Below are 23,105 nucleotides of genomic sequence, written 5' to 3'. Positions count from 1 at the left end.
GGAGGCGATGCAACTCGCCATTTTCACCATTTCGAACAGAATCGGTCCGATCGCGCGCCATTCCGAAAACAGCCGCGACCATTTTCGAGATAAGCACGCAAAATTTTTCCTTGTGTACGTTTGCGCTGCCGGATTCGTCGCGTTTTCAATCTGACGGAATCTGACGGTTTCCGGCGGGCGGATTCGGCGGATCGCGTGCGTACGGCGCCGCACGGCGGGCCACCGCAACTCGTTTATGATGGCAGGCACCTCTGCTTCACCCCCTTTCCTCGATGACGTCCGAACGGCCTGCCGCTCCCCAAGCTTCCGCCCCCCCTCCCGCCGACGACTGGCAGGACGACGGCAGCTACGCGTCCGGCGCCCCCGAGCACGATTTCGCGGTGCGCCGCGTGACGCTGATCGTGCTGCTCGTCGCGGCCATCGTGCTGCCGTGCATCTACGTGGTGGTGATGGCGTACAACGACCTGAAGGCGCGCGAGGCCGCCGCGAGCGACGTGACGATGCGCACGGTGCGCGTCGCCGAGGAGCATGCGCTCAAGGTGTTCGACCTGAGCGAAACGCTCGATGCGCGCATCGTCGACCTCGTGCAGGACATGGACGACGCGACCGTGCGCAGCAAGGAATCCGACATCCACGAAGCGCTGAACACGATCGGCGGCGGTTATCCGCAGGTGGCGGCCGTGTCGATCTTCGGCGCGAGCGGCATGCTGCTCGCCAACAGCCTCTACTATCCGGCGCCGTACGCGTCGATCGCGAACCGCGACGACTTCGCCGGCATCCGCGACGGCAAGGTCATCGAACACATCTCGCGGCTGATGATGGGGCCGCTCAAGCTCGAGAACATTCCCGTGTTCAACACGGGCGTCGCGCGACGCCATAGCGACGGTTCGTTCGCCGGCATGGTGTCGATCGCGCTGAAGTCGTCGTATTTCAACGCGTTCTACCGCGACCTGCTCGGCGGCGCGAACACGCCGATGACGATGGCGCTCGCGCGCTCCGACGGCGCGGTGATCGCGTCGTATCCGCCGCCGCCGTCGCTTGCGCACACCGACCGCTCGGTCACGTTCGGCAATACGCACAACGATCCGCGCGCGGGTGTCGTGCGCGTGCGCCACGACGGCGCGAGCAGCGAGATCGTCGCGTATCGCCAGGTCGGCAGCTATCCCGTCTACGTGAGCTGCGCGTACCGCACGTCGGCGATCTGGCATGAATGGTACGAACACCTGAGCGTGCTGTTCCTCTCGATGTTCGCGCCGTCGGTCGCGCTGTGGTCCGTGATCTGGCTATCGCTCAAGCGGCTGAAGGCGGAAGAGCAGGCGTGGGACCGCTGGCAGGCCGAAGCGTCGATGCGGCGCTCGATCGAATCGGCCTACCGGCAGTCGCGCAAGATGCAGGCGCTCGGCAATCTCGTCGGCAGCGTCGCGCACGACTTCAACAATCTGCTGATGATCATCTCGAGCAACGTGCAGATCGCGCGGCGGCGCGGCGTGCAGCATCTCGACAAGGAGCTCGACGCGATCGAACGCGCACTGAAGAACGGGCAATCGCTCACGCGCCAGTTGCTCGGCGTCGCGCGCAAGCAGCCGCTGCACAACGAAACGATCGACGTCGGGCAATGGGTCGGCACGTGCCGCGAACTGCTGAAGACGTCGCTCGGATCGAAGTCGTCGCTGGTCGTCTCGATCGAGCCGGGCGTCTGGCCGATCCGCGTCGACGTCGCGGAGCTCGAGCTCGCGGTGATCAATCTCGCGGTCAACGCGCGCGATGCGATGACGACCGGCGGACGCTTCACGGTCGGCGCGCGCAACGTCACGCTGCGCCGCGAGGACGGCTTTCCGCTGACCGGCGATTTCGTGCAGATCTCGCTCGACGACACGGGTTCGGGCATGGCGCCCGACGTCCTCGCCCGCGCATTCGAACCGCTGTTCACGACGAAGCCGCAGGGGATGGGGACGGGGCTGGGCCTGCCGCAGGTATTCGCGTTCTGCGAACGCTCAGGCGGCCTCGCGACGATCGACAGCGCGGTCGGCGCGGGTACGTCGGTGCGTCTGTACCTGCCGCGCGCGCGCGCCGAGGATGTCGTCGCGCGGCCGGCGGCCGGCGCGCACGACGCGGGGGGCGGCGCACACGCGGGCTTGCACGTGCTGCTCGTCGAGGACAACGGCGAAGTCGCGGCCGGCACGGAAGCGCTGCTGTCGCTGCTCGGGCATCGCGTGACCTATGCGCCCACCGCCGACGACGCGTTGCGCCTGATCGAAAGCGCCGCGGCGAACGACGCGTTCGATCTTGTGATTTCGGACATCCACATGCCGGGACGCCTGAACGGCATCGACCTGGCCGAAGCGATCGAAAAGCGGCCGGGGAAGCTGCCCGTGATTCTCGTCACGGGTTACGCGGAGGAACTCGACCGCACGCGCACCGTCAACGTCCGCGTGCTGTCGAAGCCGTTCGACATCGCGCTGCTCGACGAGATCCTGCTGGGCATCCGCGAAGCGCGCGACGCACGACACACCGGCGCGTGACCGACTGCGTGCGGCCGGCGCGACGGCGTGAACGGGCGCGTCGATCGGCCCGCCGACGTCAGGCCGATTTCAGCAGGCGCACCCAGCCCGCATAGCGATCGACGAAGGCCTGCAGGAACTTGCGGGTGTCCTCGCTGACGATCTGCCCCTGGTCGTCGATGCGCGCCGGATCGTGCTTGATGAACATCTCGGGCTGACCGAGCGTCTTCACGTCGAGGTACGCGAGCACGTTGCGCAGGTGCTGCTGCGCGAGCGCGGTACCGACTGCGCCCGGCGACGTGCCGAGCACCGCGCCCGGCTTGCCCGACCACGAGTTGGAACCCCACGGGCGCGAGCCCCAGTCGAGCGCATTCTTCAGCACGCCCGGAATCGACCGGTTGTATTCGGGCGTGACGAACAGCAGCGCGTCGGCGGCCTCGATCGATTGCTTGAAGCGTTTCGCGACTTCGGGGAAATCCGCGTCGTAGTCCTGGCTGTACAGCGGCAGCTCGCCGATCTCGACGAACTCGAACGAAAAATCGGCGGGGGCGAGCGAGATCACGGCGTGCGCGAGCGCGCGGTTCGTCGAAGCGCTGCGCAGGCTGCCGACGACGACCGCAATACGATAGGACATGGCATTCTCCTTCCGGTGAGTGAGGAATCGGATCGATTGCTTCCGAACGGGCGACAAAGGTCTGTTTATAGGCAAGCCAGCCCGCGAGCCGTCCCACGGGGCCGTCCGGCCGACTTTCCACAAGGTTTTCCACAGAAATTGTGGATAACTCGACCGTTATGTTCCGACGTTACAGATTGCCGCCGCGCGGCGATGTCGACGCGCGCGACAACGCGCGACACGGTTCGGCAAGCATAGCGCAGCGCGGGGGCCGGTTTCGTGAATTCGTGACGGAACATTGCGTTGCAGGCCGGCACCGCGCCCAGTAAGCTGCTCGCACCGCGACGCGCCCGCTGCGCGACGCTCGCGCGATTCGCTTCGAGACACTGCCAACCAGACATGCCGTCCGCATACGACGACCCCACCTATCTCGCGCAACTGCGGCGCGACCTGCTGCGCTTCGCGCGACTCCAGCTCCGCGATGCCGACGCGGCCGAAGACGCCGTGCAGGAAGCGCTGGCCGCCGCGTGGTCGCATGCCGGCGATTTCGCCGGGCTGTCGGCGCACAAGACCTGGGTATTCGGCATCCTGCGCAACAAGCTGATCGACGTGCTGCGCGCACGGCAGCGGATGGTGAGCCTGAGCGCGCTCGATGCGGAGCTCGACGGCGAATCGGTACTCGATCGCGAACTGTTCAAGGAGAACGGGCACTGGGCCGCGGATGCGAAACCGCGACCGTGGCCGAAACCCGAAACGCTGTTGCAGCAACAGCAGTTCTGGACGCTGTTCCAGGTCTGCCTCGACCATCTGCCCGAGCAGATCGGCCGCGTGTTCATGATGCGCGAATTCCTCGACGTCGAGATCGCGGACATCTGCAGCGAGTTGACGTTGACGACGAATCACTGCAGCGTGCTGCTGTACCGGGCGCGTACGCGCCTGCGAACCTGCCTGAGCGAAAAGGGAATGACGACCGAAGATGCTGCCGGGGAAATGTACTGACGTGACACGACTGCTGTCGGATGCGCTCGACCGGCATCTGACGCTGCACGAGCGCCTGCAGGTGCGCGTGCATTTGCCGACCTGCAGCGGATGCCGCGCCTATCGCGGACAGATCGCGCTGTTGCGGACGGCCGCGAAAGCGGCGGCGGGGCAAGGCCCGGACGATGACGATGGGTCGCCCGGTGGAGCGTAGGCGCCGCGGTGTCGACGTAGCGTTCCGGCGGCGGCGAGCAGATTACCCGGCGATCGCGTCGGCCTGGACTGCCGTTGCGTGTGCCGGGTTGGACCCGGCCACGTTGACGCAATAAGAAAAATACGCCGGGCAAGAATTATTCGAACAGCGCTTTCACCGACTCGGGCGGGCGACCGATGGCCGCCTTGCCTCGGTACACGACGATCGGGCGTTGCAGCAAAATCGGATGAGCGACGATCGCCGCGTAGGCTTCGGCGTCGGTCAAATCTGCGCGGGCCAGATTCAACGTCTGGTACGGCTCCTCGCCGTCGCGCAGCATGTCGCGAACCGGACGGCCGAGCTGCCGATGCAGCGTTTCCAGTTCCTCGACCGTCGGCGGCGTCTTCAAGTACTCGACGACGTTCAGCGGCGCGCCGGCGGTATTCAGCGACTCGACCAACGTCAGCGTCTCGCGGGACTTCGAGCATCGGGGGTTGTGGTAGATCGTGATCATCATTCAAGCCTGGATGGTGGAGCCCTGTATTGTAGCCAGTCTGCATCGGGCGCTCGGTGGGGTGGTTCGACCGAGATCGGGGTGGCTTTCCTTTCGACAGGTCGCTGAGACGGTTCGGTTTGGCGATGCGCGGTGATCGGGAGAGGGACGTGCGTCAGGTCCGGGAAGACGCCTCAAAGAGTGGTTCTGTTTATGCGCATAAAGTCGGGGCGGCGTGCTTCGCGGACGAGGAATCGCGGTTAGCCCAGCCAATGCTTCGTGGGCGCTGCCTTTTCGGAAGGCATGCATGATGGCGAGCAAGGCGGTTGGTTTATGCGCATAAAGCCCGTGAGCGTCGAGCGAGGTACTGGCGCGACGCTGGGTCGGGTCGGGACACATGTCGAAGCGATACAGCACCCGGCAATCGCTGTATCGATAGGCCGGCCTGCCACGGCATCGTCGCGCGACCGACCCGAGCGAGGTTTCCGTGTGCGGGCACTTCGTCGCGAGCACCCGTCGCGTCCGGTTTATGCGCATAAACACTGCGGCCCGACCGGACGTTGCCTCGATGCGTGTCATTCCTCTCAACCACACCCCTTGTGGGCACGCATCGCACTCGGGCTCGCAGATCACTCCTCTCCCTTGCAAATGTCGGGTGCTCCCGCGACGGCGTTACTCGCCTCGGCCCTCCGGCGACTTTATGCGCACAAACTCCCGGCTTGCAGGTAACGCCGCTCGTCCAGCGAAAGGGCAGCGCACCGAGGCATCTTCGCGACGAGCGGCGCTCCGACACAGTAGTCGCGAGGGTCAACATCGAGCGGTCTGCCTTCGGCATCCGCCTCGTCGTCGCCAGCACAACACTCAACCGCGCCACCCATCGCCATCACCTCGTTTATGCGCATAAACCGATAGTCCGAATGGCCAACGCGTAGTTGTTGAACGACAATTTCATTGAAATTCAAATATCGTCCTGTAGAATTCCAACGACCCAAACAGGAGTGAAAATTGGCCGCGGAAATCATTGCAGTCACTCAACAAAAAGGCGGCGTCGGCAAAAGCACGATTGCCATGCATCTCGGCGCCGCGTTCCATGAAAAGGGGAAGCGCGTCCTCGTCATCGACGCAGACCGCCAAAACACGCTGGTGCACTGGTCGAGCGCATCCGGCGACAGCGACAACGGCATCCCGTTTCCGGTCGTCAATCTTGCCGAAGCCGACGGCCAGATCCATCGCGAGATCAAGAAGTTCATCAACGACTACGACATCATCGTCGTGGACTGCCCGCCGTCGATCACCGAGAAAGTCTCCGGCGTCGTGCTGCTGGCCGCATCGATTGCCGTGATCCCGACATCGTCGTCGCCGGCCGATTACTGGTCGAGCGTCGGGCTGGTCAAGCTGATTCAGCAGGCGCAGGTGATGAACGAAGACCTCCGCGCGGTCTTCCTGCTGAACAAGACCGAAGAGAAGCGCATGCTGACCCGCGAGCTCAAGCGTGCACTCGAGGAACTCGGCTTCCCGCTGCTGAAGACGCAGATTCCGACTCGGGAAGCGTACAAGCAGGCGATGGCGCTCGGTCAGACCGTCCTGCAGATGAACGATCGCGGCGGCAAGCTGGCCGCCGCCGAAATTCGCGCATGTGCCGACGAAATCGTCGCCATGCTGCCCTGACTTTATGCGCATAAAGGAGTCACATGAAACCTTCCCAATTTGCCAAAGGATTCCAAGCGCGCCCGGATATCACGACGAGCGAAAAGCGCACGGCGCTTGATCGGCTCAATGCGATCGACGGCATCGTCAAGTCCGAGACGCCCGCCGCCGCGCCGACCAAATCCGCGAAGAAAGACATCGCACCGCCGCCTGCTCCGGAATTCACGATCGATCCGTCGATCGACGAATCGCAGCAATATCGCGCGTGGCGCCTCGAGAATCGCTATGCGCCGGGGCAAGTGATCGAGCTCCCGCTGAAGGCGATCAAGCACAGTCCGTTCAACCCGCGTCACTTCTACCTGAAGTCGTCGATTGCCGAACTCGCGGTCAACCTCGCAAAGCAGGGGCAGCAGCAGGCGATCCACGTGATCCCCGATTACGACAATCCGGGCACGTATTTCGTGAGCGACGGCGGCCGTCGCGTGCGGGCGCTGAAGGAGGCGAACAAGGAGTCGGTCAAGGCAATCGTGATCGACGTGCCGATCGGCATCCAGAGCTACAAGCTCGGCTACGATCTCAACGTTCAGCGCGATTCGCAGACGGTGTTCGACAACGCTGTCGTGTGGCGCCGCTTCCTCGACGAAAAGCATTTCCAGAGCCAGAAAGAACTCTCCGAGCATCTGGGTCTCGACGAGTCGACGGTGGCCGTCGCGCTGTCGATCGGCAAGTTGCCGGAAGCGATCATGCAGGAAATGGTCGCGCGCCCGGATCGCTTCGGATCGAACATGGCCTATCAGGTCGGCCGCTATCACAATGCGCGCGGCACCGAGGCGACGCTGCGGCTGATCAACAAGATCGTGTCGGACGATCTCAGCACGCGCCAGGTGTCGGACATCGTCAAGGGCCGCGTCGCGGCACAGGAGACGCCGAAGGCCGCGGGCCGTCAGCGCTATGCGCAGCGTCTCGAGATCAAGCTCGGCGGCAAGTCGGTCGGCGACCTGAAGTCGTATGGCGAAGACCGCATCGAACTGCGCCTGCGCGGCCTGCCGAAAGACAAGCGTGACGCGATCCTCGAGCAGCTCGAGCGGATGCTGTTGTCGGAATGATGGAAGCGGCCGGCAGGGCCCGATGAGGACGCCGGCCCCACCCAGGCAGGGTTAGGACCGGCGGCGGCCCGTCAGCGGGCCTGAGCGGGCCTCAAGCGGCCCGCGACTGGTTCAGCGTGAACGACAGCAGATCGCCATCCGTCGGCTCGCCCCAGGTCTTCTGCGCCAGCCAGTCGAAAAAGGCCGTCTCGGCCAGCTTGGAATCGAGGCCGCGCTTGCGCCAGTCGTCGCGCAGATGCGAGCCCATCGTCGGCAATGCCTCCGACTCGAACGACTCGCGCGCCACTTCACGCTCCGCGTCGCCCTGCTCCTCGTACAGCACCTTCGCTTCCTTGCGACGGAACGCCGCGAACTCGCTCAGCAAGCGAGCCTTCAGATCGTCCGGTTGCGCCGCCGCGACCTTCGCGGACGGCATGCCGGCCGGCAGCGCGTCGACCGACTCGACCGGCGGCGCATACCCCTTCTTCAGCGCATCCTTGAACAGCGCCGGCGCGCTGCGCACCGGCGGCAGCGTCGTGCTGCGCATCCGCTGCTCGGTCATCTGCAGTGCGGCGCGAATCCGGTTTTCCTCGCTGTCCGCATAGAGCGTCTGCGCTTCCTTCAGCGGAATCCCGAGCTTCACCATCCGGTCGACCAGCGTGCTGTCGAACACGTTCGGGTGTTCGTCGAGCGCGAGCATCGGCTGCTTGCGCTCGGTCACGCGGAACTGGATCTCGGCAACCCGACGCCCTTCGCGATGCTCGATCAGCTCGACGAAGATGTTGGTGACCGCGTTGACTTCCGCGATCGCGGGCCGCAGGTAGTCGCGCTTGAAGTACTTGTACTCGCGCTTCGCTTCGTCGCCGGCTTCCGTGTCGGGCGTGCCCGACAGGATCGGCCGCCACCATTCCCACGGCTCGCGCATCGTCAGGTGGCTCGGGTTAGTCAGGTAGCGCACGCAGATCTCGTACAGCGCGAGACCGGCGCTGCTGCGCAGCTGGCTCTGGAACTGCAGGCTCAGGCGCGCATACTGGACCGGGTCGAGCAGTTTCTTCTTGATCTTCGGTGCGAACGAGAATTCGACCCACACGCGGCGGGTCGTCGGATCCTCGAGAATTTCCGCATCGGCGATCAGCGTGGAGATCCCCCACTTGCGGCCCGGCTTCTGGCTCGAGGTGCCCGTGCTCCATTCGACCTGCACCGACACCATGCGGCGCAGGTGTTCCTTCACCAGCGCGGTGTCGTTCGAATCGAAAGCGGAGTTGGCGACGATGTCCGACAGCAGCGCGCGATACGTGTCGCCCGAGTCGTCGGCCTGCTGCGCGACGGCCAGCAGGACATTGAACAGCTTGCGAGTGAGGAGCGTGATCTTGCCGCTCTTCGGCTGAATGGCGATCGCCTCGACGGCCTTTCGCAATTCGGCTGAACTGGCACTCACCACATCCACATCGGTTTTCTTGGCGCGCTTCGTCGTGGCCATACGTCGGGTCGGAGGAGAAGTTTCCCGGAAGGATAGCGCCTGCGGTGATGTGCGTCCAGAACGACATGCTCACCATAGCCGGTGAAGCGTGCCGGCAAAACGGCGCTCACCCGAACCGCTCCCGAAAAGGCTCACCGGTCCGCCAGTGCGGCGTTCCGGACTCTTCCAGACGTGCCGCGGCATGCGCCGATTCACAGAATTTCACCTGTGCACGACACGTGCGAAATTGGCTCCCGTATCGGCTCACCTTTCGATTTGTCGTAATTTTGCGACTTCACAACCCGTGAGTCCGACACAGGGTCGCAATTGCTCAGCCGTTCCTCGCCCCGCGCCGCACATCGGCCTGTATGCATGTACAGGCGCGGCTCCCCGGGAGACCGGTTCGGCTTCGACACGCGGAAAACCGCCGGCGAAACCGGCACGTGCGGCCCGATCGGCGGGCGCTCGGCCAGTCCGGGCGCGCATTGTACAGTGCCGAATCGTGTCCGGTCCCGAAAATGCTCACCTCAGGCACAGTCTGTTGATTCGACCGGATGCCGACGAAGGCCCGACACACGCGGGACTGGCTGCCAACAGCTCCCGAAAACGCTCACCTTTCGGAGAAAATGCGGCACAGCAGCGGGCACGGAAATGGCTCCCGAAAAACCTCACCGTAACCGGCGCGGTATCAAAAATCCCAATCGGTTCCGATACTTATGCATGGAAGGCATTTGGCTGTGCAGCGCAGGGTTCCCCCGAAAAGTCTCACCTTTCGACCGAGATCCTTCATACGACAACCGTATGTCGGCCCCCGAAAAATCTCACCTGTGCCAAAAGGTGGCACAGCAAAAACGGGATTTCTTCCAGTCCTGGCGGGCTTTTCGGCGAATTCGGCCGGTCACGTCTCCCGAAAAGCCTCACCTTTGACCATTTTTTCAGCAAATCCGGCTCCTGAAAAATCTCACCTGTGAGTCGAGTCGCGGCCTGTGGTCCATGCCCCGAAAAAGCTCACCTTAAGGAGATCGGAGCAGGAAAACCCGGATTTCCCTCCCGAAAAACCTCACCTTTGGGGCATCACAGGCTCTGGAGCGCACTTTTGCTGTGCAAAATGGCGTTCGCGTCCCGGAAATCCTCACAGCAAATTCCCGTGGAGTCCCGTGAAACCTCACCTTTCGTCAAATCTGCCCAAAAGATGGGCAGAATCGGGGCGCGAAGCAGGTCCTGCAAATTCTCACCTATGTCTGCACAGGCAGAAAACTGTGCAGACAGGCGCCGCGCGGCTTTCGTGGCTGTGTGGCCCCGAAAACCCTCACCTGTGGGAAAACTCGTGTTTTACTGTGATCCCGAATCCGCTCACGACCTTTCCTGCAACGGCTCACGCAGCTCCCTGAACCCCATCACGTCAGCTCCCGCAGAAGATCACCTTGGCTCCCGTAAAACTTCACCTTGTCGGCCGGAAAGCCTTACCCCATAAGGCTGTGCCGTGGCGTTAACGTTTTTAACTAAGGGTTCAAGGGTGTTTACTTCTAATACTCTCAAGACATCGGCCGACGAGTTTTCCACAGACACCCCAACCCCTGAACACCCACGGGCAACCGGATTCGCCGTCATGTGAAACAAATGCCCAAATTGGGGGCCTGCTGGAAATTGCTTGTAGAACAAGGGTTTGGCCGACTTTCTTCGCTTTGTTTCACGGAATCCCGGGCCTCCTTCAGCAAGATCGGCTCGCAAACCCGATTTCCGTGCAAAGCGACGTAAATTCACAACGGACCCTCGAAACAAGTATCAACAAATACGTATTTCGTTATGATTGCCACATTCATTGTCTGTGAGTGTTGCCATGACCCTGGACGAAATGCGTCAAGTCATTCGGGAAGAACTGGAGTCGCTGCGCGCAAGCGGTGCACGGCGCCAGGAATTGTCGCTGCACGCGTGCAAGCGCTTGTTCTTCGATCTCGGTATCCGGCCGTCGGCCGCCAACGTCCGCGATCTCACCCAGACCGGCAGCGCCAGCGATATCCCGAAAGACATCGACCATTTCTGGGAACGCATCCGTTCCGCGTCCAAAATCAGACTCGACGGCGCGGCGATTCCTAAAGCCGTCGAGGAAAAGGCCGGCGCGTTGCTCGGCGCACTCTACGAAGAGGCATTGAAAGCCGCCCGCGACAGCCTCGATGGAGACCGGGAACAGGTTCGCGCCGACATGGCGGACGCCGAGCAGCGATTGCGGGACGCAACCGTCCGCCAGGAAACGCTCGAGGGAGCGCTCGCGCGCGGTGAAGCGAGAAACGAGCAATTGCAGGCACGGGTGACCGAACTCGAGGTGCAGCTCGCGTCGCAAACCACCCACGGTTCGGCAAGCGAAGCCACGTTGCTCACCACAGTCGCCCGACTGGAAAAGGAACTGGCCGCGGCTGCCAGCCGGATCGATGCCGAACAGGCACAGAACGCCGCGCTGCGCGACCGCATCGATGCGCTGCAAGCCGAATTGCAGCAGCGCACCGAGCACTACGCGCAACAAATCAAGGATGCGGTGGCCGAAGCCGAACGCCGTGTCAAGCCGATGCTGGTCGAACTGGACTCGTTGCGCAGCATGGCGTCGACCTACCAGAGCGGGTTGCGCGACGTTCAGCGCAAGGAGTTCGATTTCCTGCAGCAATTGAGTTCGGCGAAGGCGCGTGCCGATCGGCTCGAAGAACAGTTGCGCGCTCAGAGCGACGAACTGGACCGCGCAACGCGCGACATGAGCTCGTTGCGTGCGAACCGCGGAATGAATCCGGAAATCGCCGGGTTGCTGCGGCGCCTGGCCGACGCCGGACAACTGGATGCGGATGCGTATGCCGCGATCGGCACCTCGTTGGATCACGAGATTCCGGCGCCGACCCGGTGCCCGCATTGCGATGGCGAGCCGGAACTGTCACATGGCGACGAGGGTTTCGAAGTCACGTGCCCCGAGTGCGAGCACGCGTCGGGCGCATGGCCGTCCCGCTTCGAAGCCGCCGCACGTTTCGCGCATACCTGACCCGAAGGCCGGCAACGCTGCACAGGTGAGAGGATCCGGGAAGCCAGCGGTGAGGATTTTCGGGAGCTGTGAAAGGGTGAGGCTGCGCCACGCAAGGCTGCTCACGGATCGATCCGCGTGAGCAGCCGTTTCCGATCAGTGAGTTTCGTCGCGGTCGGACGCATCACCGCTGCTATCGGCCAGCCCGTCGCGCCAGTTTTTCCATGCGCGATGCAGGCGATTCGACGAGATCGGCCGCATGAAGCCCAGCCATTTGCCGACGCGCTCGGGCGGCACGTCGTGCTCGAACAGTTCGGCCGCGTAGGTGTTGCGCAAGGTTTGCGGGCTTGCACGCGCGGTGCGTGACGACGTGAGCCCGGCCGACTCGACGATCGCGTCGATCGCGCGCAGCATCGTCGCCTTGTGCATCGGCCGCCCGGCATGCGATGCGGGGAACACGAGCTCTCCCGGAATCTGCTGGCGTTTGCGTTCGGTGAGCCAGGCTTCGAGCAACGCGATCGCGAACGAGGCCAGATGAGTGTCGCGCGCGTAATCCGGATGCGTCGACTCGATCCGCAGCGACGTCGTGCTCGTATTGATGCAACTAATCGTAAGTGCGCGCGCTTCTCCGGTTTTGATGCCGGCACCGAGAAACGCGGCGACGAGCGCCCGGTCGCGACGTTCCTTCCAGTACGCGGAACCCGATACGCCGATCGGCGAAAACAGATACGCGAGCAACGTCGCGCGCTCCGCCGGTGTGAGGAAACCGGTCGGCTCGTTGTCGCGGGCCTTGCGCCAGTTCGCTTCGCCATCCTGAGCAATGAAGCGGGCCGGATTGGTCGATGCGTACTCGGTGCGGCGGACATGATCGAGCACACGCTCGATCAGTCGAAGATAGCGCATCCGCTGCGTTTTCTTGATCGGCAACTCGCCGACGAAGTTCGCGATGGTCGGCGTATCGACCGTCGCCAGGTTCTTTTGATGTGCACGCATCCACGCGAGAAACGCGCCCCATTGCGCGCGATAGACATCGGCCGACGAGCGGCGATAGTCCTGCATGGCCAGCCACGCGTCGAACGCGGCTTCGGGCGAGACGACCCAGTCGGACGCATCGCGGTCGAACAGATCCTTTTCTTCCGGCGGGGCAGTGGTGTCGGGAGAGGCGGGAAGGGACATGGTATTAATTCCGTTAGTTGCGTATATGGTAGCCCTTTCCGCAACGTATCGGGCAGCAAGCGGGTGAGCCGGCCGCGGTGCGCCGCGGCCGGGGCTGGGCCATCAGTCGCCCCACGCCTTGGTTTGGCGGTGAGCGCGCGCGGGACGCGGGGTATCGTGCGTCGTTGCCGCGGCTTCGTACGCGAGAACGGCGAACGAAAAGACCGCGGGCAACGCATTCGAACGCCCGAAGTCGATCGGATCGTCCGTTTCGGGAAACGTCATGTCCGACGGCCGTTCGAACAGTTGACGCATGCCGGCGTCGTGCCGGCTGGCGAAGCCGAGATCGGCGAGCGCTTCGGCTTCGATCGCGTGCAGCAGGCGCCACGTCAGCGGCACGCGCTGGCGGATGTAGCGCCCGGCGATATGGCGAACGATCAATTCGAGGTCGTGCGCGGCAGCCTTGAAGCTGAGCGCGGCCAAGTCTTGTTCTTCTGTCATTGCAGGCTCCTGTCGACCGGGGCGGGCGCCTCGGTGCGCCCGTTCCGGCCCTTGCATGGCGGAATGTCCGTTTACTGTACAAACATACAGTACTTTCCGCAACTGGCCTGCGATTGACCTTTTGGCCGGCTATACGCGCCGTCAGCGATGTATCACGATCAACAAGGCCCGCGCTTCGGTCTTGCCGGGATTGCGGATCGCATGCGGCTCGTCGGCCGGGTAGCGCGCGGTGTCGCCCGCCTTCAGGCGCCGGCTGGCCGCGGCGGCTTCGATTTCCATCGCGCCCTGCAGCACGGTGAGGTGCTCGCGCGTGCCGGGTTCGTGCGCGTTCGATACCAGTGCGCCGCCGCCCGGCAGCGTCAGTTCATACCACTCGAACTTGCCGGCGAGGTCGATCGGGCCCCATACGCGCAACTGGTACCGGCCGTCGTGGCCCGCGAGCGTCGGAATGTCGTGCGGGCCGTCCACGCGGATCGTCTCGGGCGCCTTCGGTTGCGAGAACAGTTCGTCGAGCGTGATGCCGAGCGCGTTTGTCAGCCGCCACGCGACGGCGATCGTCGGGTTGGCCTTGTCGCGTTCGATCTCGGAGAGCATCGATTTCGATACGCCGGCTGCGCGCGACAGGTCGTCGAGCGTCAGCTTGCGCTCGTTGCGCAGCCGCTGGATCTGCTCGCCCACGCGCGGCGGGGTCGCGGCCGGCGGCTGCGGGGCGGCGTCGGCACGCGTGCGCCGCGATCCGGAGGAACTTGCCATTTGGATTCCGTTCGCTTAGAGTTGTTCGATATTTCGAATTCTAGTTCGGAATATCGGATAAATGCGGTCAACCGAACGACCGACTATAACAGTAGCAGGCCGCAGCGCCGCCACGAGCCGTGCGCTGCGGAATGCGAATCCCTGTCAGGAGCTTTGCGATGCGTGATGCCTTTCTCGCCCAGGTGCGCGGGACGCTCGACCAGATCCGCGCGGACGGTTTTTACAAGACCGAGCGCGAGATCGCGAGTCCCCAGGCGGCAGCCGTGCGGCTCGCCGGCGGCGCCGGCGTGCTCAATTTCTGCGCGAACAACTATCTGGGTCTGGCGAACGATTCGCGCCTGATCGACGCGGCGAAAGCCGGCCTCGACCAGGACGGCTTCGGCATGGCATCGGTGCGCTTCATCTGCGGCACGCAAACCGTCCACAAGCAACTGGAAAGCGCGCTGGCCGCGTTTCTCGGCACCGAGGACAGCATCCTCTATTCGAGCTGCTTCGACGCGAACGGCGGGCTGTTCGAGACGCTGCTCGACGAGAACGACGCCGTGATCAGCGACGAGCTGAATCACGCGAGCATCATCGACGGCATTCGCCTGTGCAAGGCGAAGCGTCTGCGCTACAAGAACAACGATCTTTCCGACCTCGAGGCGAAGCTCAAGGAAGCCGACGCCGCGGGCGCGCGCCACAAGCTGATCGCGACCGACGGCGTGTTCTCGATGGACGGCATCATCGCCGATCTCAAAGGCATCTGCGATCTCGCCGATCGCTACGGCGCGCTCGTGATGGTCGACGATTCGCACGCGGTCGGCTTCATCGGCACGCACGGCCGCGGCACGCCCGAGCACTGCGGCGTCGAAGGCCGCGTCGACATCGTCACGGGCACGCTCGGCAAGGCGCTCGGCGGCGCGTCGGGCGGCTATGTCGCCGCGCGTCGCGAGGTGATCGAGCTGCTGCGCCAGCGCTCGCGCCCATATCTGTTCTCGAACACGCTCACGCCGAGCATCGCCGCGGCGTCGCTGAAGGTGCTGGAGCTGCTCGGCAGCGACGAGGGCGCGACGCTGCGCGAGCGTGTGCGCGAGAACGGCGCGCGGTTCCGCAAGCAGATGACCGAAGCCGGCTTCACGCTCGTGCCCGGCGCGCATCCGATCATCCCGGTGATGCTCGGCGATGCCCAGCTCGCGACGAACATGGCCGACAAGCTGCTCGGCGAGGGCGTCTACGTGATCGGCTTCTCGTTCCCCGTCGTGCCGCGCGGCCGCGCGCGCATCCGCACGCAGATGAGCGCCGCGCATACGCCCGAACAGATCGACCAGGCGGTTGCCGCGTTCGTGCGCGTCGGCCAGTCGCTCGGCATCGTCTGACGGAGGCGCGACCATGAAAGCACTGGCAAAGCTCGAACGCGGCCCCGGCCTCACGCTCACGCGCGTGAAGCGCCCCGAAGTCGGCCACAACGACGTGTTGATCAAGATCCGCCGCACGGCGATCTGCGGCACCGATATCCATATCTGGAAGTGGGACGACTGGGCGCAGAAGACGATTCCGGTGCCGATGCACGTCGGCCACGAATACGTCGGCGAGATCGTCGAGATGGGGCAGGAAGTGCGCGGTTTCGCGATCGGCGATCGCGTGTCGGGCGAAGGCCACATCACGTGCGGTTTTTGCCGCAACTGTCGCGCCGGGCGCCGGCATCTGTGCCGCAACACGGTGGGCGTCGGCGTGAACCGCGAAGGCGCGTTCGCCGAATACCTGGCGATTCCGGCGTTCAACGCGTTCAAGATTCCGCCGGAGATCTCCGACGATCTCGCGTCGATCTTCGATCCGTTCGGCAACGCGACGCATACGGCGCTGTCGTTCAATCTGGTCGGCGAAGACGTGCTGATCACCGGCGCGGGCCCGATCGGCATCATGGCCGTCGCGATCGCGAAGCATGTCGGCGCGCGCAACGTCGTCATCACCGACATCAACGACTATCGGCTTTCGCTCGCGCGCAAGATGGGCGCGACGCGCGCGGTCAACGTCGCGCGCGAGTCGCTGCGCGACGTGATGGCCGACCTGCACATGACCGAAGGCTTCGACGTCGGTCTCGAGATGTCCGGCGTGCCGAGCGCGTTCACGAGCCTGCTCGAGGCGATGAATCACGGCGGCAAGGTCGCGCTGCTCGGCATCCCGCCCGCGCAGACGGCGATCGACTGGAATCAGGTGATCTTCAAGGGGCTCGAGATCAAGGGCATCTACGGCCGCGAAATGTTCGAGACCTGGTACAAGATGGTCGCGATGCTGCAGAGCGGCCTCGACCTGTCGCCGATCATTACGCATCGCTTCGCGGCCGACGACTACGAGCAAGGCTTCGCCGCGATGCTGTCCGGCGAAAGCGGCAAGGTGATTCTCGACTGGACGGTCTGAGTCGCGTGTCGAGACGGGGCAGCGCGGCGCATTCGCCGCCTGCCCCGTGTTCGTTCGTACGCGCACCGTCGAACCTCGGAAGCGCGATTCGACGGTTGAGGTGAGATTATTCGGGAGCCGTGTCTGCGCGCCGAATCGCCACACGATCCCGCGCCGGTGACGGGCAATGGCACGTTCGCTTCACCTGTCGACACGCGCGCCGCTTCTTTCCGTCACGCCATTCGGCGCCCGTTTCCCCTCTTCCATACCCTCCCCCGCTTCGCTTGGCGGGCGAGCGCTCGCACGCACACCGTGTGCGATATCGTGCCGATCCGGCATATTAACCGTGAGTCGCACGCAGCGTCGCGACTCACTGATGCACGATGCGATCGACATCGGTCGATCTCGATCGGTGCGTAGACCGCTACCTGATCCGTTCACCCTTCGATCCGCCGGGTCGGGCCGAAGGCTCGACGTCACGCGCCGGCGCGTCGGCCACGATTCGGCCCTCCCACCGGCAGGGCCATTTCATCCGGTTATTGACGAAGGAGAACGATCGTTCTACCGTAAACCCATGAACACATTTCCCGACACCTCCGGCGAACCCGGCGTTCGCGACCGGCTGCTCGACGCGGCCGAAGCGCTGATCTATTCGGGTGGCATCCATGCGACCGGCGTCGATGCGATCGTCAAGCGATCCGGTGCGGCACGAAAGAGCTTTTATTCGCATTTCGAATCGAAGGAGGCGCTGGTCGTCGCCGCGCTCGAACGTCGCGACGAGCGCTGGATGCGCTGGTTCGTCGACGCCACGCTGGCGCGCGGCAAGACGCCGCGCGCGCAACTGCTCGGCATGTTCGACGTGCTGCGCGACTGGTTCGGGCAACCCGACTTTCACGGTTGCGCGTTCCTGAATGCGTCGGGCGAGATCCCCGACGCCGACGATCCCGTGCGCGTCGTCGCCCGCATGCACAAGGCGCGCCTGCTGGCGTTCGTGCGCGAGCGCTTCGACGCCCTTGCCGACGAAACCGGCATCGAGCGCCGCGGGCTCGCCCGCATCGCGCGTCAGTGGCTCGTGTTGATCGACGGCGCGATCGGCGTGGCGCTCGTCAGTGGCGATGCAAACGCCGCGCGCGATACGCGCGCGACGGCTGAACTGCTGCTCGATACCGTGTCGCGGTAGTCGGCGCAGCGAATCCACCCGGCTGCGTGCATGCGCAGCCCGAACCCTGAACAGGAGCAACCCATGTCCGCTTCCCCCGAAGTTCGTCCGCCCGTTCCGCCGTTCACGCTCGAAACGGCGCGCCAGAAGGTGCGCGCCGCCGAGGACGCATGGAACACGCGCGACCCGCAACGCGTGTCGCTCGCCTATACGCCGCAAAGCCGCTGGCGCAATCGCGCGGAGTTCGTGACGGGCCGCGACGAGATCGTCGGGCTGCTGCAGCGGAAGTGGACGCGCGAACTCGATTACCGCCTGATCAAGGAGCTGTGGGCGTTCGGCGGCAACCGCATCGCGGTGCGCTTTGCGTACGAGTGGCATGACGATGCGGGCAACTGGTTCCGTTCGTACGGCAACGAGAACTGGGAGTTCGATGAAAACGGCCTGATGGCGCATCGTCACGCGAGCATCAACGATCTGCCGATTCGCGAGGCGGACCGTCTTTATCGCTGGCCGCTCGGCCGTCGTCCGGACGATCATCCGGGACTGTCCGACCTCGGGCTGTGATGCGCGTCTGCGTTCGACGGATCGGCGAACGCATCGGCCAGGTTCAATGGTGAGGAAATTCGGGAGCCGGCCGCTGAAGGTGAGATTTTTCGGGACGAGGTGAAATGTCGCGTCGAGCTGTGTGCGTTGAACAGATCGACGCGACATCGCACGAGTCAAGCGATGCATGCGTCGAAGTGCTGCGGTGTGCTTCCCTGCGTGATGCATCTCACCGATCGCGCCGATGCGATCGTGCATCGACGATCGGTGTGGGCGAGCGCGCAGTGCAACTCACCGATCGGATCGTCTTTCGACTTTCAAGGAACAACCTCACGAGCCGTGCGCGTTGCGAGGTGCCGTGGCTCACCGTTCGATGTCGCCGCCGACGCATCGGCGGCGTCCGCACAAGTGCGTAACGGCATCGCGTGTCGCTCACCGCAGACGGATGCTCGAGCGCAGCGCAGCGCAGCCCGGCGCGAACGTCGGGCACGACCTTCACTCACCCCGCAATCCGCGCGGCGATCGCCTCGCCCACTTCCTGCGTGCCCGCGTGGCCGCCGAGATCGCGCGTCCGCGGCCCCGTGCGCAGCACGTCCTCGATCGCGGCGACGATCGCATCGTGCGCGTCGCGCTCGCGGCCCGTGCCGTTACCGAGGAAGTCGAGCATCATCGCGGCCGACCAGATCATCGCGATCGGGTTCGCGATGTACTGCCCCGCGATGTCGGGCGCCGAACCGTGTACGGGTTCGAACAGCGACGGGAACGTACGGTCGGGGTTCAGGTTCGCCGACGGCGCGATGCCGATCGTGCCCGTACAGGCCGGCCCGAGATCCGACAGGATGTCGCCGAACAGATTCGATGCGACGACGACGTCGAAGCGATCCGGCTGCAGGACGAACCGCGCGCACAGGATGTCGATGTGCTGCTTGTCGACCGCGATCTCCGGATAGCGTTCGGCCATCTCGGCCGCGCGCGCGTCCCACCACGGCATGCTGATCGCGATGCCGTTGCTTTTCGTCGCGACGGTGACGCGCTTCGCGCGCCGCTGCGCGAGCTCGAACGCGAATTTCAGCACGCGCTCGGTGCCGTGCCGCGTGAAGATCGACTGCTGCATCACGACTTCGCGCTCGGTGCCTTCGAACATCGTGCCGCCGACCGACGAATATTCGCCCTCGGTGTTCTCGCGCACGATCATGAAATCGATGTCGCCCGCGCGGCGGCCGGCGAGCGGCGACGGTACGCCGTCGAACAGGCGCGCGGGCCGCAGGTTGATGTACTGGTCGAATTCGCGGCGGAATTTCAGCAGCGAGCCCCACAGCGAAATGTGATCGGGCACCGTCGCCGGCCAGCCGACCGCGCCGAACAGGATCGCGTCCATGCCCGACAGCTGCGCTTTCCAGTCGTCCGGCATCATCGTGCCGTGCTGCGCGTAGTAGTCGCAGCTCGCCCAGTCGATCTCGACGAAGTCGAAACGCACGCCGAAGCGCGCGGTCACGGCGTCGAGCACGCGCAGGCCCTCGGGCATCACTTCGCGGCCGATGCCGTCGCCGGGGATCACGGCAATCCTGTAAGTCCTGTCGGTCATGCAAATCTCCTTGGCTGTTCGGCCGGCTGCCGGGAAGACAGCGGCCCGTCACGTCATTCTATTTATTTCCATATGGATTAAAATCGCGCAAAAGTTAATCGACTTTCCACGAATCGTGAACAAATCGCCGAACCTCGACGATCTGCGCGTGTTCAGCGTGGTCGTCCGCCTCGCGAGCTTCAGCGCGGCCGCCGAGCAGCTCGCGGTGTCGCCCGCGTACGTCAGCAAGCGCGTCGCGATGCTCGAGGCGCAGCTCGGCACGCGCCTGCTGCATCGCTCGACACGCCGCATGACGGTCACCGAAGCCGGCGAACGCGTGCTCGCGCGCGCCGAAAAGATTCTCGACGACGTCGATCATCTCGTCGAGGACGTGTCGACCACGCGCACGGTGCCGCGCGGCACGCTGCGCATGTCGAGCAGCTTCGGCTTCGGCCGGCACGTCGTCGCGCCGGCGCTGCTCGACTTCAGCGCGCGCTATCCGCAACTGAACGTGCGGCTCGATCTGTTCGACCGGCTCGTCGATGTTGCCGGCGAAGGCTATGACCTCGACGTGCGCATCGGCGACGAGATCGCCGATCATCTGATCGCGCGCCGCCTTGCCGCGAACCATCGCGTGCTGTGTGCGTCGCCCGACTATCTCGCTCGCCGCGGGATGCCGCGCTCGCTCGCGGATCTGGCCTCGCACGACTGTCTCGCGATCAAGGAGCGCGATCATCCGTTCGGCGTATGGCGACTGAACGTGCGCGGCGAAACGGCGACGGTGAAGGTCGGCGGCGCGCTGTCGACGAACCATGGCGAGGTGGCCGTGCAATGGGCGCTGGCCGGGCGCGGCATCGTGCTGCGCTCGATCTGGGAGGCCCGGCCGCTGATCGAGGGCGGCGCATTGTGCCGCGTGCTGCCGGATGCGATCCAGCCCGCGAACATCTGGGCCGTGTATCCGGAACGCGTCGCGGCATCGGCGAAGGTGCGCGTGTGCGTGGATTTTCTGGTGGAGGCGCTGGCCGGCCTGGATGCCGCCGCGGGTCACGATACGGCCTGAAATCGGCTAAAGGTGAGCTTTTACGGGGACGTGCGCAGGCACCGTCGACGGTGCCTGCGGGCGCGTCACGCCGCGTGTCGCGCGCCGAGCATCAAGTCGAGATTCTGCACGGCGGCGCCGGATGCCCCTTTGCCGAGATTGTCGAACACGGCGGACAGCAGCACCTGGGTGCCGTCTGCGTTGACGAACACGCCGAGCCGCAGATCATTGGTGCCGTTCAACGCTTGCGGATCGAGATGCGTTGCCGCGCGTGCGTCCGCGAGCGGCATCACGTCGACGTGACGCGCATCCGCGTAGTGATGCGCGAGACAGGCATGCAACCGCTCGCCCGTCACCCCGGCCGGCAGCAGGCGCAGCTCGATCGGGATGGTGAGCACGATGCCTTGCCGATAGGCACCGTAGGCCGGCACGAAGAACGGGCGGTGCGCGAGCCCCGCGTGTTGCCGGATCTCGGGCACGTGCTTGTGCTCGAGTGCGAGGCCGTAGACCTGCAGCGGCAACGCGCGTGCGGCGGCGTCGCCCGATTCGAATGCATCGACGGCGGCCCGCCCGCCGCCCGAATAACCGGACACCGCATGGATGCTCACCGGGTAGTCGCGCGGCAGCAGCCCGGCCTGCAGGAGCGGACGAAGCAGGCCGATCGCGCCCGTCGGATAGCAGCCCGGATTGGTCACGCGCTTTGCCTGCGCAATGTGTCGCGCCTGTCCGTCGGCCATCTCGGGAAAGCCGTAGATCCATTCGGGCTGCGTGCGATGGGCCGAACTGGCGTCGATCACGCGTACCGCCGGATTCCGGATGAAGCCGACCGCTTCGCGCGCGGCCGCGTCGGGCAGGCACAGGATCGCGATATCGCACGCGTTGAGTGCGTCGGCGCGCCGCGCGGGGTCCTTGCGTTCGGCGGCGGGAAGCGTGAGCAGCCGCACGTCGGTGCGCTCGCGCAGACGCGCGTGAATCTGCAACCCGGTCGTGCCCTGGTCGCCGTCGATGAAGACAGTGGGGAAGCTCATGATGGTCGTGTTCGTCGCGTTCGGTCGTCGGGGGAAGCCGTATCGTCCACCGAACGCCTAGAATAGGAAAAGTTGAATTTGCTGATCGTCCGATTCAGCTTTTCTGAACGAGAGGTGTGTGATGCGCGAGATCAGTCTGGACCGCCTGCGTACGCTGGTCGCGATCGCGGACCAGGGCTCCTTCGTGGCGGCGGCGCAATGGCTTCATCTCGCCCCGCCGACCGTCAGCCTGCATGTCGCCGAGCTGGAAAGCCGCGTCGGCGCGCCGCTGCTGTCGCGTACCCGCGGCAACGTGCGCCCGTCCGTGATCGGCGAAGTGCTGGTGGAGCGGGCGCGGCGTCTGCTGGCCGAAGTCGAATCCACGCTGGACGACGTGCAGCGACAGGTGCAGGGATTGACCGGGCGCGTACGCCTCGGCGCATCGACCGGGGCGATCGCGCATCTGTTGCCGCAGGCGGTGGCCGGATTGCGCGCGCAGCATCCGGATATCGATGTGCAGATCGCGGTGCTCACGTCGCACGACACGCTGTCGCGCATCGCACAAGGCACGCTCGATGTCGGGTTGGTCGCGCTGCCGCAAGCGCCGGTCGCGGGACTGACGATCCGCCCGTGGCGCCGCGATCCGGTGATGGCTTTCCTGCCCGCGGACTGGCCGCTTCCGGCCCGGGTGACGCCGGCGTATCTGGCCGCGCGGCCGCTGATTCTCAACGATGCGACGACGCGCCTGTCGCGGCTCACGACCGAATGGTTCGCGCTCGGCGGCCACCGGCCCGAGCCGCGGATCGCGCTCAACTACAACGATGCGATCAAGAGCCTGGTTGCCGCAGGTTACGGCGCGACGCTGCTGCCGCACGAGGCGGGCGCCCCGTTGCCGGATGCGCGCATCGTCATGCGGCCCCTACGCCCGGCGTTGTGGCGCGAGCTGGGGATTGCCCATCGAGCCGGCCCGGTCGAACGGGCGACGCAGCATGTGCTCGATGCGCTGCGGGCGCTCGGCGCGCGATAGCGGGCCGT

Annotated in this window: 20 protein-coding genes; 12 read left to right on the top strand and 8 right to left on the bottom strand. The window is 64.9% G+C overall.

Features of this window, described 5'->3' with window-relative positions; translation table 11 throughout:
- The first annotated feature begins 272 nt into the window (after positions 1-272).
- Complete coding sequence (locus tag WS96_RS17290; RefSeq protein ID WP_034205816.1) at positions 273-2,522, top strand: hybrid sensor histidine kinase/response regulator; 2,250 nt, start codon at positions 273-275, stop codon at positions 2,520-2,522.
- Positions 2,523-2,580: 58 nt separating this feature from the next.
- Here WS96_RS17290 and WS96_RS17285 read toward each other — a convergent pair whose 3' ends face one another.
- Positions 2,581-3,135 carry an NADPH-dependent FMN reductase gene (locus tag WS96_RS17285; RefSeq protein ID WP_034205815.1) on the bottom strand — a complete coding sequence of 185 codons (555 nt, stop codon included), beginning with the start codon at positions 3,133-3,135 and terminating at the stop codon, positions 2,581-2,583.
- 378 nt (positions 3,136-3,513) lie between these two features.
- Between WS96_RS17285 and WS96_RS17280 the strand changes: the two genes are divergently transcribed.
- A complete protein-coding gene (locus tag WS96_RS17280; RefSeq protein ID WP_059834055.1) occupies positions 3,514-4,113 on the top strand; it encodes an RNA polymerase factor sigma-70 in 600 nt (199 codons plus the stop codon).
- Entirely contained in the window at positions 4,091-4,306 is a 216-nt protein-coding gene (locus WS96_RS17275) for a zf-HC2 domain-containing protein (protein WP_034205813.1), read from the top strand. Before WS96_RS17280 ends, WS96_RS17275 begins: the two co-directional genes overlap by 23 nt.
- Before the next feature lie 136 nt (positions 4,307-4,442).
- Here WS96_RS17275 and arsC read toward each other — a convergent pair whose 3' ends face one another.
- Positions 4,443-4,799 carry an arsenate reductase (glutaredoxin) gene (arsC, locus tag WS96_RS17270; protein ID WP_034206293.1) on the bottom strand — a complete coding sequence of 119 codons (357 nt, stop codon included), beginning with the start codon at positions 4,797-4,799 and terminating at the stop codon, positions 4,443-4,445.
- A gap of 984 nt (positions 4,800-5,783) precedes the next feature.
- Here arsC and parA point away from each other — a divergent pair.
- The gene (parA, locus tag WS96_RS17260; RefSeq protein WP_006480195.1) at positions 5,784-6,446 is read left to right on the top strand and encodes a ParA family partition ATPase; all 663 of its coding nucleotides are present in this window, start codon (positions 5,784-5,786) and stop codon (positions 6,444-6,446) included.
- A 23-nt stretch (positions 6,447-6,469) separates the two neighbouring features.
- Positions 6,470-7,531 (top strand): ParB/RepB/Spo0J family partition protein, encoded by a 1,062-nt coding sequence (locus tag WS96_RS17255; RefSeq protein ID WP_034205811.1) that lies wholly within the window; start codon positions 6,470-6,472, stop codon positions 7,529-7,531.
- 91 nt (positions 7,532-7,622) lie between these two features.
- On the opposite strand, the gene WS96_RS17250 is transcribed toward WS96_RS17255, so the two are convergent.
- Positions 7,623-8,990 (bottom strand): replication initiation protein, encoded by a 1,368-nt coding sequence (locus tag WS96_RS17250; protein ID WP_034205810.1) that lies wholly within the window; start codon positions 8,988-8,990, stop codon positions 7,623-7,625.
- Positions 8,991-10,809: 1,819 nt separating this feature from the next.
- Between WS96_RS17250 and WS96_RS17245 the strand changes: the two genes are divergently transcribed.
- Positions 10,810-11,991, top strand: coding sequence for a DNA-binding protein (locus tag WS96_RS17245; protein WP_059834052.1), 1,182 nt, complete (start codon positions 10,810-10,812; stop codon positions 11,989-11,991).
- Positions 11,992-12,126: 135 nt separating this feature from the next.
- Here WS96_RS17245 and WS96_RS17240 read toward each other — a convergent pair whose 3' ends face one another.
- From WS96_RS17240 to WS96_RS17230, 3 genes are all read right to left on the bottom strand, one after another.
- Positions 12,127-13,146: a tyrosine-type recombinase/integrase gene (locus WS96_RS17240; RefSeq protein ID WP_034205809.1), complete on the bottom strand. Its 1,020-nt coding sequence runs from the start codon at positions 13,144-13,146 to the stop codon at positions 12,127-12,129.
- A gap of 102 nt (positions 13,147-13,248) precedes the next feature.
- The gene (locus tag WS96_RS17235; protein WP_059834050.1) at positions 13,249-13,626 is read right to left on the bottom strand and encodes a DUF2471 family protein; all 378 of its coding nucleotides are present in this window, start codon (positions 13,624-13,626) and stop codon (positions 13,249-13,251) included.
- A gap of 141 nt (positions 13,627-13,767) precedes the next feature.
- Positions 13,768-14,379 carry a helix-turn-helix domain-containing protein gene (locus tag WS96_RS17230; RefSeq protein WP_034205807.1) on the bottom strand — a complete coding sequence of 204 codons (612 nt, stop codon included), beginning with the start codon at positions 14,377-14,379 and terminating at the stop codon, positions 13,768-13,770.
- A gap of 158 nt (positions 14,380-14,537) precedes the next feature.
- Here WS96_RS17230 and WS96_RS17225 point away from each other — a divergent pair, with 158 nt between their 5' ends.
- The 4 genes from WS96_RS17225 to WS96_RS17210 all read left to right on the top strand — a co-directional run bounded on the left by WS96_RS17225 (position 14,538) and on the right by WS96_RS17210 (position 18,481).
- Positions 14,538-15,737, top strand: a complete 1,200-nt coding sequence (locus WS96_RS17225) for a glycine C-acetyltransferase (protein ID WP_059834048.1) — start codon at positions 14,538-14,540, stop codon at positions 15,735-15,737.
- Positions 15,738-15,750: 13 nt separating this feature from the next.
- On the top strand, positions 15,751-16,779 hold the full coding sequence (gene tdh / locus WS96_RS17220) for an L-threonine 3-dehydrogenase (RefSeq protein ID WP_059786253.1): 1,029 nt from the start codon (positions 15,751-15,753) through the stop codon (positions 16,777-16,779).
- Positions 16,780-17,332: 553 nt separating this feature from the next.
- The gene (locus tag WS96_RS17215) at positions 17,333-17,938 is read left to right on the top strand and encodes a TetR/AcrR family transcriptional regulator (RefSeq protein WP_059834046.1); all 606 of its coding nucleotides are present in this window, start codon (positions 17,333-17,335) and stop codon (positions 17,936-17,938) included.
- A 63-nt stretch (positions 17,939-18,001) separates the two neighbouring features.
- On the top strand, positions 18,002-18,481 hold the full coding sequence (locus WS96_RS17210; RefSeq protein ID WP_034205803.1) for a nuclear transport factor 2 family protein: 480 nt from the start codon (positions 18,002-18,004) through the stop codon (positions 18,479-18,481).
- A gap of 478 nt (positions 18,482-18,959) precedes the next feature.
- Here the strand turns inward: WS96_RS17210 and WS96_RS17205 are convergent, their stop codons facing one another.
- Entirely contained in the window at positions 18,960-20,045 is a 1,086-nt protein-coding gene (locus WS96_RS17205; protein WP_059786257.1) for a tartrate dehydrogenase, read from the bottom strand.
- A 115-nt stretch (positions 20,046-20,160) separates the two neighbouring features.
- On the opposite strand from WS96_RS17205, the gene WS96_RS17200 reads away from it, so the two are divergent.
- Positions 20,161-21,084, top strand: coding sequence for a LysR substrate-binding domain-containing protein (locus tag WS96_RS17200; RefSeq protein WP_059834044.1), 924 nt, complete (start codon positions 20,161-20,163; stop codon positions 21,082-21,084).
- A 65-nt stretch (positions 21,085-21,149) separates the two neighbouring features.
- On the opposite strand, the gene argC is transcribed toward WS96_RS17200, so the two are convergent.
- The gene (gene argC, locus WS96_RS17195) at positions 21,150-22,091 is read right to left on the bottom strand and encodes an N-acetyl-gamma-glutamyl-phosphate reductase (protein WP_059834042.1); all 942 of its coding nucleotides are present in this window, start codon (positions 22,089-22,091) and stop codon (positions 21,150-21,152) included.
- Between the two features lie 121 nt (positions 22,092-22,212).
- Here argC and WS96_RS17190 point away from each other — a divergent pair, with 121 nt between their 5' ends.
- Positions 22,213-23,097 (top strand): LysR family transcriptional regulator, encoded by an 885-nt coding sequence (locus tag WS96_RS17190; RefSeq protein WP_034205799.1) that lies wholly within the window; start codon positions 22,213-22,215, stop codon positions 23,095-23,097.
- Positions 23,098-23,105 lie beyond the last annotated feature (8 nt).

This window comes from Burkholderia sp. MSMB1835 (assembly GCF_001526365.1).
Classification (GTDB): Bacteria; Pseudomonadota; Gammaproteobacteria; order Burkholderiales; family Burkholderiaceae; genus Burkholderia.
Note: the sequence above shows the minus strand (reverse complement) of the source record. Positions and strands in the feature narration are given on the sequence as shown.